This is a genomic window from Ferdinandcohnia sp. GQ5 (genome assembly GCF_059759275.1).
Genome location: NZ_JCAXEW010000040.1, coordinates 1 through 10,606, shown reverse-complemented (window position 1 = coordinate 10,606; position 10,606 = coordinate 1). Strand labels below are relative to the sequence as shown.

Here is a 10,606-nt window from a genome sequence, read left to right as displayed (position 1 = left end):
TGAATACATGTACGTTATCTAGTTTTGAAGGAATGAAAATTTCTTCTTGAAATATTTTCTAAAGATAGTATAATAATACTTGTCTTTACTTTATCTAGTGACGATGGCGAGAAGGTCACACCCGTTCCCATACCGAACACGGAAGTTAAGTTTCTCAGCGCCGATGGTAGTTGGGGCATTGCCCCTGTGAGAGTAGGACGTCGCTAGGTTTTGTAATATTCCGCAGTAGCTCAGTGGTAGAGCTATCGGCTGTTAACCGATCGGTCGTAGGTTCGAATCCTACCTGCGGAGCCATTTGGAGAGCTGTCCGAGTGGTCGAAGGAGCACGATTGGAAATCGTGTAGGCGGTCAACACTGTCTCAAGGGTTCGAATCCCTTGCTCTCCGCCACTATATATATATTAAAAAAGTAAGTTGGCCCGTTGGTCAAGCGGTTAAGACACCGCCCTTTCACGGCGGTAACACGGGTTCGAATCCCGTACGGGTCACCATTATGGAGGATTAGCTCAGCTGGGAGAGCACCTGCCTTACAAGCAGGGGGTCGGCGGTTCGATCCCGTCATCCTCCACCATTTAAAAAGTTGTTTTCTATTATCGCGGGGTGGAGCAACGAGCGTTGCATCATCGAAGTTACTGCGAGTTGTCCCGACGGATAAGGCTTCTTGAATTAGCTTGCAGAGGAAGGGACAGTCAACAGCTAACTAAGTGCATAACAAAAACTATATATTTTCTATTATCGCGGGGTGGAGCAGTCTGGTAGCTCGTCGGGCTCATAACCCGAAGGTCGTAGGTTCAAATCCTGCCCCCGCAACCAAAAAAAAATGTTGACTAGAATGAAATAATATAGTAATATAATATTTGTTCCTAATCAATAGACGAAATATTCAATAAAAAAGGTCCCGTGGTGTAGCGACGAGCAAAACATCATCGAATCAACTACGAGTTGTCCCGACGGATAATCATCCTCGAATAAACTAGTAGAGGAAGGGACAGTTAACAAACGAAAGAAATTGTGCGTTGAAAGATTTAATAATTCAAAAAGGTCCCGTGGTGTAGCGGTTAACATGCCTGCCTGTCACGCAGGAGATCGCCGGTTCGATCCCGGTCGGGACCGCCATATTTAGTGGCTCAGTAGCTCAGTCGGTAGAGCAAAGGACTGAAAATCCTTGTGTCGGCGGTTCGATTCCGTCCTGAGCCACCATATTTATGCCGGTGTAGCTCAGTTGGTAGAGCAACTGACTTGTAATCAGTAGGTCGTGGGTTCGACTCCTATCGCCGGCACCATTTTTAATTTAATAGTGGAGGGGTAGCGAAGTGGCTAAACGCGGCGGACTGTAAATCCGCTCCCTCCGGGTTCGGCGGTTCGAATCCGTCCCCCTCCACCATTTAATTAGTTGCATTTTATTTTAATCTGAATAGTATATAACATAGGGGTATAGTTTAAAGGTAGAACGAAGGTCTCCAAAACCTTTGGTGTGGGTTCGATTCCTACTACCCCTGCCATTACAATAGTGGCGGCTGTGGCGAAGTGGTTAACGCATCGGATTGTGGTTCCGACATTCGTGGGTTCGATTCCCATCAGCCGCCCCATTTTATTTTATAATGTTTCTGCTGATGCGCAGCTAATTACTGGGCTATAGCCAAGCGGTAAGGCAACGGACTTTGACTCCGTCATTCGTAGGTTCGAATCCTGCTAGCCCAGCCATTTTCTTTACTTAATTAATATTTGCGGAAGTAGTTCAGTGGTAGAACACCACCTTGCCAAGGTGGGGGTCGCGGGTTCGAATCCCGTCTTCCGCTCCAATGGCGGCATAGCCAAGTGGTAAGGCAGAGGTCTGCAAAACCTTTACCACCGGTTCGAATCCGGTTGCCGCCTCCATTATTTTAAACTGAATGTAAGTGCTTTTTTATGACTTGCCGGGGTGGCGGAACTGGCAGACGCACAGGACTTAAAATCCTGCGGTAGGTGACTACCGTACCGGTTCGATTCCGGTCCTCGGCATCTTCTGATGTCTTTTTTCTTTCTATATACGCCGGTGTGGCGGAATTGGCAGACGCGCACGACTCAAAATCGTGTTCCTTCTGGAGTGTCGGTTCGACCCCGACCACCGGTATCACAAAAACACTTCTCATTTGATGAGAAGTGTTTTTTTTGCGTTTAAACCAGAATTATCAGTAGAATAGAGAGTTTTCATTTTTTCATTTATTAGTATCAACTTGACTCCTACTTTAAAGGAGCAGCCAAAACAAATTAGTTGCATTCACCGTACCAATTTTCTTTTTCGCCATTTTGTAAATAGATAAATCACTATCATCCCACACAAAATTAGTAAGATCACCTTCATAAATTGTTCAATCCAAGTGAAAACGAACTGCCATTGGTTCCCGAATATAAAACCGATTCCGATGAAAAAGGATACCCATAACAGGGAACCTGAATAAGCATAAAGCGCAAAAGTGCGAAAGGGTACCTGAATGATTCCTGCAAAATAGCTATTGAACTGTCTCACACCGGGCAAGAAGAAACCAAATAATAGCATTTTGTTTCCATATTTCTCATAAGTTTTTCGTGTTTTCTTAATATGTTTTGGCTTCAGAAACAACCACTTTCCGTATTTTTCAATTAGTGTCATCCCAAACTTGTTTCCAATCCAATAGGTAGTAGTTATTCCTAACACGGAACCAGAGTATGCGGCAGTAAGAGCGGGAAGAAGCTTAAGTACGTGCTTGTACGATAAATAACCGGTGTATGCAAGTGTTGAGTTGCCAGGTGGAATCGGAGAAGCAATTAGTTCTAAAGGTAGACCAATTAACAACACAAAATATCCATATTGAGCAAATAAGCGTTCAACAATTCCCATTATCCTTCCTCATTCCTGAGTTTTTGCGAGAGTCAAATTAATCCGATAAAATTAGCGTTTGTTAACAATCAAACTTTATACGTAAACGATGTTTAAAATAGAGAGAATTGTCCTATGTGAAACATTGATAGCCGTTGTAACTTTACATGCTGGGAAAGTATAAAGATGGATAAGTTGCTTATTTCGAAAGGAAGAAATGGAACTACTTTCATGAAGAACTTAAAACTGAAATGGAGTTATGTCATGAAAGAAATTCTTGATGAAAGAGCTTATTGAAGATGGAAAGGTAAAACCAGTTATTGATAGAAGTTTTTCCTTACGTGAGGTACCAGAAGCATTTCGAAATTTGAAAAAGGACATTCACAAGGGAAAGTAATAATAGAGATTTAAAATGAGAGAAGGGTTTGGGTTATCATTCTTAAATGTAGTCCGAAAAAAAGGAAGTCAATTCCTAAGAACTGACTTCCTCAAAATCTTTTAATAAAACCTCTTAAACCCTTCAAAATGTTTTTTCCAGTAAGAGTCATTTACATTCGAAATGACAACTCCGTCATTTGAAGCATGAATGAATTGATTGTTACCAAGATAAATCCCGACATGAGAAATACCAGATTTATAAGTTCCCTGGAAGAATACTAAATCTCCAACATTAGGTGTATTCACATAATAAGAGCGCATATGGTAACCCTCGCTTGAATAACGAGGAGTATCTAATCCTGCTGACTTATAAGCATAGTAAATGAATCCACTGCAGTCAAATCCATTTGGAGTAGATCCACCCCATGCATAGCTGATGCCTAATTGTTTTTTAGCTACCTTAATCAATTGATCTACGTTATAGCTACTATTATTTGATGGGGTTTCAACTGTAGGTGTTTCTTCTTTTGCTCCCTCACCAATCGATAGCTTTTGACCAATGTATATCATATCTGATTTCAAATTGTTCCATTTTCTAAGATTTGGAACTGTTACTTTATATTCAATTGCAATTCTTGACAGAGTATCGCCTGACTTAACTGTATAAACAGTAGCGGACTGCACTTTTTCTTCTTGAGGTTTCTCCGTTTTTTCGGTAGAAGTGTTGTTTGGTTTCTCCGGAGTAGAGTTACTTGGTTCCTCAGCAGTAGTAGGTTTACTTACAACAAACACATTTCCTGGGAAGATAAGGGTAGAATTCAAGTTATTCCATTTCATTAAATCATTAATTGAAATCTTATGTTTCACGGCAATACCACTTAGTGTATCACCAGATTTAACCGTATATGTAGTTGCCTTCGACGCACTAGGCTTTTGGGTTTCTTTTTCATTAGTAGGTTTCGTGTTATTGCTGCCTGAATTATTGTTGGTAGTTATTTCTGTCTTAAGGACTTGATTTGGGAAAATAAGATCGCTAGTCAACTTGTTTAAAGACTTCAATTGTGAAACAGTAAGATCATGTTTTTGAGCAATCTTCCACAGTGAATCACCACTCTGAACTTTGTACGTGCTTGCTGCCTCAGCCTCTTCCGCAGCAAAAAATGCAGAGGCAATGATTGCAGATGCAGTCACGGACATATATATTTTCTTATTACCCAAGGTTTGTACCTCCTCATTAATCTATTATTCTAGTTAATAATTATACTATAGAATTGTCTAGGAATGTAGATTAATGTGGAAATAGAGGAATAGTTATCCATTATAGTAAGCCGATTTGCCATAATTGCTCATTCTCTGTCGATTAAATAAAAAATAAGCTTGCAGTAATTTTACATACAGCAAGCTTTGTTTATGGATGAAATATTTTTTATGATTAATAACCGTATTCCCAGTCAATTGTTTCTTCATACCAAACGACTTTATCAATGGGGTCAAATTGAACTTCTTTGTTATTAATGGTACATTTTATCTTCTTAGAATCTTCAAGACTTACTAGATCTTCGTATACATCATGCTCAACATTTTCAAATACTGTAACAGAGTGATCTTTATTGATTAATAATGCTGTACCTTTCATTACCTAGCACCTTCCTTGGAAGATATATTTTTAAACTACTTAAAGTATATCTCGATTAAATAGTTTAAAAATACATTTGTGAAAAGGTTCACATTTCTTTCATATTTCTGTTTGAAATGTTGTAACAATATGAAGAGGGAGGGGAAAGGAGCAATTTCGATACAACTAAATAACCCCCAAGGTAAATAATCACCTTGGGGTAATCTTCATATTACTCATACCCATTCACAAAGTATGTGATGATTTCTAAATCATCTTCCGTCAACTCACGTTGAAAATAGGAGGCCATCTCTGTTGTGATTCTTTCTAGATTCCCTTTATGTTTCTCAGTCAATAAGGCACTCTTCTTTAATAGTTTTACAAATGAAGAAAATTCATCTTTTGTTAGTGGTCTTGGATGATGAGAGAGGAAATAGATTTCTGCATCATATTTTTCAATTTTCTTTAGAAGTTTACTCATTTTTTCAATTGTATAATGCCATTTTTCTGCGTACAGATTTGCATAGAGGCAATCACCGAGTACTATCGTTTTTTCCTCAGCAATATAGAGGAGATTTGAATCAGCTGAATGGTCTCCACCGATAAGTTCGATGATGCAGGTAACTCCACCGAGATTCAGTTTTATTTGCTCTTTAAAAATAATCGTGGGATCGGGTAGAATAACATTTCGCTCAATTCCAAGTTCCAGCTTGATTGCGTCTGCACAAAATGGAATCTCAATCCCTGCCTCAACACGTTCATCCAATTCTTTATCATCCCATGATAGTTTCTGCAGTTCTTTTATTTTTTCATAGGTCATGTTATTTGCGATTGAAGGCATGTCCATTTCAATCAAGCCAAATATATGATCCCAATGCCAATGAGTAAGAGCGAGAATATCTCCGGTTACTTTGTAGGAAGCTAGTTGCTCTTTGAATAGGTTAGCATGATTAGAAGAGTTTCCAGCATCAATTAACAATGTCTGGTCGTCTCCCACAATCGCTACCAAAATCGGACGGTCTGTTTGTTGAACTGGAGGAAGATAGAAGAGACGATTGGAAAGCTTTTGCAATGTTTGCATGTATATGAACTCCTTCAAGATTGTATGTACCGTTCATTATATCCTATTTGTAGAGGGGATAAAATTGAGACTTCATATAGAGTAACCAAGAGAAACAACTTGAGCAAATCATTGGACCGTTTTAGTGAATACAAGGGGATAGGTGTCCGAATGAGCGCTGCATTCTGACAGAGTTACCTGATTCCAAAGATGGTTGAGTCAGAAAGAGCATACATTTCTTGGATTGCACCCAAGTTTCAAATGGGTTATTTCAAGAACTTTAAAAGGCCATAGCCCCATTGAATATAGAGCCTATGGCCGGATGGAAAAGTTTTCTTACTTCTTCTTCACAGGAATCCAAATTTCACTATATGCGTAACCTTTTTTATGTTGATTCATTTTCGTAAAAGAAAACGAAGGGGCATTGATTACTTCATAATCGGAAGAAGGGAGCCATTCAGAATAGGTTTTTGCCATTGTTTCTTGCAATGTTGATGGAAAGGGTCCCTCATTCGGAAAAATGGCCCACGTACAGGCTTCGACAGGTACCTTATTCAAACGATTACTTACTTGAGTTTCCGTCGTTAATACACCAATTAAGTGTGTTAAATCGCCCTCCTCTTTTATGAAGTTAGCGTCCGCATTATAAGAGGCATTCACAATTTCAAAAGGTTCTATATTTTGAAGGGAATGCATTTCTTCTTTTTGTTCGTCCGTTATGCTTTGTGCAAGCTTTACAATCTCATTATTCACGCCTTCAAATTGCATTGGGACCCGTTTGCTTACACCAACTAAATTAAATGCAGGTTTATCTTCAATTCTAAATTCCATAGATGTTCCTCCTTTAACAGTTATTACGAATGAAAGTTTGGGAAACGATTTGCTTATTCCAGTTTTAATTACATCCGATGGTAAAAAACCACTCCATTTTTTAAATGCTCTAGTAAAGCCGTCGACTGATTGATACCCATATTTAAATGCAACATCTGTAACTTTATCACCATGTAATAAATCCTTGTTTGCCTCTGACAATTTTCTGTTTTTAATATATTCACTTAGCGTCAGCCCTGAAAGATAAAAAAAGATCTTTCTAAAGTGATAATCGGATACCCCGGCATATTCAGAAATTCTTTCAAGAGATAGGTCATCAGTTAAACGATTTTCGATATAATCGATCACTTGGTTTAATTCCTTTAGCAATGTATCCCTCCTTTTCATGTCTTCATAATAGCAAAGGCAAATCTAGATTACTCGACATTTTTAACATAAAATATATCGGTTTACGGACAGATATTCAAACGAAGATGTAATGAAAAATATGTTGGACTGTTGATGGATGATTAAAAACATGCTCTGAATAGTAGACCCCAGTATTTGGAAAGGTAAGGGAGAAAGTAATTTTAGGAGGGGGTTGTAGCGTGATTTCAGAGTCTAATCAATCAACAAAGGAAACTGTTGCAAGTCTTATGTTAAAGCAACTTGAGATGTGGGGAGTTAAGAGGATCTATGGGGTTGTGGGGGATGCCATTATTGGGTTAATGGATGAACTAGCAAAGCAGAATTCAATACAATTTATAGCGGTGAAACATGAATCGGTTGCCGCCATGATGGCTTCAGCTGAGGCAAAGATAACAGGAAGGCTTGGCGTTTGTCTGGCAACGATGGGACCAGGATTAGGAAACTTACTTAATGGTCTAGGGGATGCTTATATGGATAAGGCACCCGTACTGGCTATTACTGGTCAGGCTCCTAGTCAAAAAATCGGGACTGACTATAAGCAGTATCTTAATCAACAAGAATTAATAAAACCACTCGCAGAATATACGTCTTTGCTCGCACACCCTGACGCCATTATAGATGTTTTAACAAAAGCGATGAAAACATCAGTTGATAAAGGGGCTGTTACTCATCTATCGATTCCAAAAGATCTTTTTTCAATGAATTCGACTGCAAAAATTCAGCGGGAACCAAAAATGATACAGACTGCCACATCTATAGATGAACAAGATATCACAGAGGTTGTTGAATTAATGAAAACCGCAAAAAAACCAATGATTTTAGCAGGCCTTGGGGCAATACATATTGTTAATGAAGTAGAGAAACTAGCAGAACTTTGGGGAGCGGGTATCCTTGTAAGTTTAGGTGCAAAAGGGGTGTTTCCTCAATCCTGTACGCACTTTTTAGGAGGAATTGGACAAGGGGGAAACCCTCATGCTAAAGATCTTTTTCAAGAGTCAGATGTTGTTTTATTAGTAGGGAACTTGTGGTGGCCGGAAAGATATGTTCCAGAGCATGCGAAGGTGATTCAAATTGATGTTGCGAAAGAGAATATCGGGAAAGGTATACCTGTTGAGTTAGGTATTGTAGGTTCAGCTGAAATGCTTGTCCCACTGTTAACGAAAAGTCTTCATAGCGTTTCACAAAATCAAACTTGGGTAACAAACATCCAAATGACAAAAGAAACATGGGATACTCAAAACGAGCAAGAAGGATTACAATCTTCACAACCGCTCCATCCATCAAGAATTGTTAGAGCTATTGAAAATACTGTTCAAAACGATGCAATTATTACTCTAGATACGGGTGATGTAACTGTTTGGTTCAATCGTAATTTTCGCTCAACTAAACAACAAATCATCTTTTCAGGAGAATGGCGAACAATGGGATTTGGTTTACCTGCCGCTCTTTCAGCAAAACTGTGCTTCCCGGAGAAGCAAGTGGTTGCAGTCGTTGGGGATGGCGGGATTGAAATGACTTTAGCCGATTTATTAACGGCCATACGATATAACTTAAATATTACAGTCATCATTTTCAATAATCATGCGTTACAAATGGAACGCGATAAAATGATAGCCAGCGGAAGCGTTCAAAAGGATGTGGATTTAACGAATCCTGACTTTGTAAAAATAGCCGAAGCTTGCTCGTGGAAAGGCTATTCAATCAGAGAAGATAGTGAATTAGAAGCTACCTTAAAAAAAGCATTATTACATAATGGGCCAGTATTGATAGAGGTTGAAACTGCGCCAATTTTTCATCCGGAAACAAAGAGCTGACCTTGGAAAGCTGGTCCCGCCCCACTGGAGTGTTAACGCTTTAGATAATCAGGGGTGGGACCCACAACTGGAAATGATCAATAGTTTACTAGAATAATATTTTAGTATAAAATCAGAGTAGTACATTATTGCTAAATCTTTTTCTAGAGCGGGGGACCCAAATTATCATGCGGAATTTTTTTCGCTATTGGTGAGTTCTTAAATAGAAGGGGCTTATTGTTTCCCTTAGTCCTAACCTGAAAGCTAACCTCGTAAGCAATTAAGAGGAAACAGTATGGTAGAATAGTGAATCGGCAACAGCCGTTTATTTGTTATCTTATCTTTCTATATGTTTCCCTAACCTGAGTAATCAGAATCATATTATTAAGAAGGTGGGGTAATTTATGAAAAAATTCAAGTTAAGTTTAGCAAGTCAAATTTTGATCGGTCTTATTTTAGGTATTATCGTTGGTGGGATTTTCTACGGAAGTGAAACTGCTCAAACCTTTCTACAGCCATTCGGAGATCTTTTCTTACGTTTAATTAAAATGATTGTTGTACCAATTGTTCTTTCAAGTATCATCGTTGCGATAGCTGGCGTTGGTGATTTAAAATCAGTTGGTAAATTAGGTGCTAAATCCCTGACATATTTTATTGGAATGACCTTGGTTGCAATTGCAGTCGGCCTTATTTCTGCAAATTTATTCCAACCAGGTGCTGGTCTTGTAATGGAGCAGTTAGAACAAACTGATATCTCAGGTTATGTAGAAACATCAGAAGCGCAAGAAGGAAAATCTATTACAGATACACTCCTTCATATTGTTCCAACAAATCCGTTCCAGGCTATGGTTGAAGGAGATATGCTGGCAACTATTTTCTTTGCAGTTGTATTCGGTCTTGGAATTGCAGCTATTGGTGAAAAAGGAAAACCGGTTTTACGTTTCTTTGAGGGTATGGCAAATGCCATGTTTTATGTGACAAATTTATTTATGAAATATGCTCCGGTTGGTGTTTTTGCATTAATTGGTGTAACTATTTCAAAATATGGATTTGAATCACTTATTCCATTAGGCAAGCTAGCCATTACTGTTTATGGAACAATGATTTTCTTTGTAGTAGTTATCTTAGGATTATTGGCTAAATTTATTGGTTTAAATATTTTTAAATTATTGAAGATGATTAAGGAAGAGTTAATCCTTGCTTTTTCAACATCCAGTTCTGAAACCGTACTTCCGAGGATTATGGATAAAATGGAAAAGGCCGGAAGTCCTAAGCACATAGCAACTTTCGTTATACCAACAGGTTATTCTTTTAATTTGGATGGATCTGTTTTATACCAGGCCATAGCGTCTTTATTTATCGCCCAAATGTATGGAATTCACTTGAGCATTGGGGAACAAATCATGCTAATGCTAATATTAATGGTAACATCTAAAGGCATGGCTGGAGTACCTGGGGTATCCTTTGTAGTGCTATTAGCGACGTTTAGTACAATTGGTTTACCGGCTGAAGGATTGGCTTTTATTGCTGGTATTGACCGTATTCTAGATATGGGACGTACTGCGGTTAACGTCGTAGGTAACTCATTGGCAGCTCTAGTTGTAGCTAAATGGGAAGGCAAATATAACCCACCTACTAAAGTTGAAGCTGTTCAACAAGCATCGTAAATATGTGATATTAAGT

8 protein-coding genes, 16 tRNA genes, 1 rRNA gene and 1 riboswitch are annotated in these 10,606 nt (G+C 38.7%); of the genes, 20 read left to right on the top strand and 5 right to left on the bottom strand.

Annotation, left to right across the window (positions count from 1 at the left end; all coding sequences use genetic code 11):
- The first annotated feature begins 93 nt into the window (after positions 1–93).
- From rrf to AC6CHV_RS26105, 17 genes are all read left to right on the top strand, one after another.
- Positions 94–209 (top strand): 5S ribosomal RNA (gene rrf / locus AC6CHV_RS26185).
- Positions 210–219: 10 nt separating this feature from the next.
- Positions 220–294, top strand: a tRNA-Asn gene (locus AC6CHV_RS26180).
- A 3-nt stretch (positions 295–297) separates the two neighbouring features.
- Positions 298–389: transfer RNA gene (locus tag AC6CHV_RS26175), tRNA-Ser, on the top strand.
- Positions 390–415: 26 nt separating this feature from the next.
- Positions 416–490: transfer RNA gene (locus AC6CHV_RS26170), tRNA-Glu, on the top strand.
- A gap of 4 nt (positions 491–494) precedes the next feature.
- Positions 495–570: transfer RNA gene (locus tag AC6CHV_RS26165), tRNA-Val, on the top strand.
- Between the two features lie 165 nt (positions 571–735).
- Positions 736–812, top strand: a tRNA-Met gene (locus tag AC6CHV_RS26160).
- A 227-nt stretch (positions 813–1,039) separates the two neighbouring features.
- A tRNA-Asp gene (locus AC6CHV_RS26155) sits at positions 1,040–1,115 on the top strand.
- 8 nt (positions 1,116–1,123) lie between these two features.
- A tRNA-Phe gene (locus tag AC6CHV_RS26150) sits at positions 1,124–1,199 on the top strand.
- Between the two features lie 7 nt (positions 1,200–1,206).
- A tRNA-Thr gene (locus AC6CHV_RS26145) sits at positions 1,207–1,282 on the top strand.
- A gap of 16 nt (positions 1,283–1,298) precedes the next feature.
- A tRNA-Tyr gene (locus AC6CHV_RS26140) sits at positions 1,299–1,383 on the top strand.
- A 44-nt stretch (positions 1,384–1,427) separates the two neighbouring features.
- Positions 1,428–1,501: transfer RNA gene (locus AC6CHV_RS26135), tRNA-Trp, on the top strand.
- 11 nt (positions 1,502–1,512) lie between these two features.
- Positions 1,513–1,588: transfer RNA gene (locus AC6CHV_RS26130), tRNA-His, on the top strand.
- 40 nt (positions 1,589–1,628) lie between these two features.
- Positions 1,629–1,703 (top strand) — tRNA-Gln (locus AC6CHV_RS26125).
- 23 nt (positions 1,704–1,726) lie between these two features.
- A tRNA-Gly gene (locus tag AC6CHV_RS26120) sits at positions 1,727–1,801 on the top strand.
- A gap of 2 nt (positions 1,802–1,803) precedes the next feature.
- Positions 1,804–1,877: transfer RNA gene (locus tag AC6CHV_RS26115), tRNA-Cys, on the top strand.
- 37 nt (positions 1,878–1,914) lie between these two features.
- Positions 1,915–2,000: transfer RNA gene (locus AC6CHV_RS26110), tRNA-Leu, on the top strand.
- 30 nt (positions 2,001–2,030) lie between these two features.
- A tRNA-Leu gene (locus tag AC6CHV_RS26105) sits at positions 2,031–2,112 on the top strand.
- 147 nt (positions 2,113–2,259) lie between these two features.
- Here the strand turns inward: AC6CHV_RS26105 and AC6CHV_RS26100 are convergent.
- Positions 2,260–2,859, bottom strand: coding sequence for a DedA family protein (locus AC6CHV_RS26100; protein WP_121449633.1), 600 nt, complete (start codon positions 2,857–2,859; stop codon positions 2,260–2,262).
- A gap of 259 nt (positions 2,860–3,118) precedes the next feature.
- On the opposite strand from AC6CHV_RS26100, the gene AC6CHV_RS26095 reads away from it, so the two are divergent.
- Positions 3,119–3,235, top strand: coding sequence for a zinc-binding dehydrogenase (locus tag AC6CHV_RS26095; RefSeq protein WP_498079960.1), 117 nt, complete (start codon positions 3,119–3,121; stop codon positions 3,233–3,235).
- A gap of 101 nt (positions 3,236–3,336) precedes the next feature.
- Here AC6CHV_RS26095 and AC6CHV_RS26090 read toward each other — a convergent pair whose 3' ends face one another.
- From AC6CHV_RS26090 to AC6CHV_RS26075, 4 genes are all read right to left on the bottom strand, one after another.
- Positions 3,337–4,434, bottom strand: a complete 1,098-nt coding sequence (locus AC6CHV_RS26090) for a LysM peptidoglycan-binding domain-containing protein (RefSeq protein ID WP_498079959.1) — start codon at positions 4,432–4,434, stop codon at positions 3,337–3,339.
- Between the two features lie 214 nt (positions 4,435–4,648).
- Positions 4,649–4,852, bottom strand: a complete 204-nt coding sequence (locus AC6CHV_RS26085; RefSeq protein WP_498079958.1) for a protein YkzT — start codon at positions 4,850–4,852, stop codon at positions 4,649–4,651.
- A 211-nt stretch (positions 4,853–5,063) separates the two neighbouring features.
- Positions 5,064–5,912, bottom strand: a complete 849-nt coding sequence (locus tag AC6CHV_RS26080) for an MBL fold metallo-hydrolase (RefSeq protein WP_498079957.1) — start codon at positions 5,910–5,912, stop codon at positions 5,064–5,066.
- 315 nt (positions 5,913–6,227) lie between these two features.
- On the bottom strand, positions 6,228–7,091 hold the full coding sequence (locus AC6CHV_RS26075) for a GyrI-like domain-containing protein (protein ID WP_498079956.1): 864 nt from the start codon (positions 7,089–7,091) through the stop codon (positions 6,228–6,230).
- Between the two features lie 218 nt (positions 7,092–7,309).
- Here AC6CHV_RS26075 and AC6CHV_RS26070 point away from each other — a divergent pair, with 218 nt between their 5' ends.
- Together AC6CHV_RS26070 and AC6CHV_RS26065 are read left to right on the top strand one after the other, a co-directional pair.
- Positions 7,310–8,944 carry a thiamine pyrophosphate-dependent enzyme gene (locus tag AC6CHV_RS26070; protein WP_498079955.1) on the top strand — a complete coding sequence of 545 codons (1,635 nt, stop codon included), beginning with the start codon at positions 7,310–7,312 and terminating at the stop codon, positions 8,942–8,944.
- A 119-nt stretch (positions 8,945–9,063) separates the two neighbouring features.
- Positions 9,064–9,217, top strand: a riboswitch (cyclic di-AMP (ydaO/yuaA leader).
- 110 nt (positions 9,218–9,327) lie between these two features.
- Positions 9,328–10,590, top strand: coding sequence for a cation:dicarboxylate symporter family transporter (locus tag AC6CHV_RS26065; RefSeq protein ID WP_498079954.1), 1,263 nt, complete (start codon positions 9,328–9,330; stop codon positions 10,588–10,590).
- Positions 10,591–10,606 lie beyond the last annotated feature (16 nt).

Coding starts and splice junctions, on each gene's coding strand:
- AC6CHV_RS26100 (WP_121449633.1), bottom strand. CDS start 2,859: ATGGGAATTGTTGAACGCTTATTTGCTCAATATGGATATTTTGTGTTG.
- AC6CHV_RS26095 (WP_498079960.1), top strand. CDS start 3,119: ATGAAAGAGCTTATTGAAGATGGAAAGGTAAAACCAGTTATTGATAGA.
- AC6CHV_RS26085 (WP_498079958.1), bottom strand. CDS start 4,852: ATGAAAGGTACAGCATTATTAATCAATAAAGATCACTCTGTTACAGTA.
- AC6CHV_RS26080 (WP_498079957.1), bottom strand. CDS start 5,912: ATGCAAACATTGCAAAAGCTTTCCAATCGTCTCTTCTATCTTCCTCCA.
- AC6CHV_RS26065 (WP_498079954.1), top strand. CDS start 9,328: ATGAAAAAATTCAAGTTAAGTTTAGCAAGTCAAATTTTGATCGGTCTT.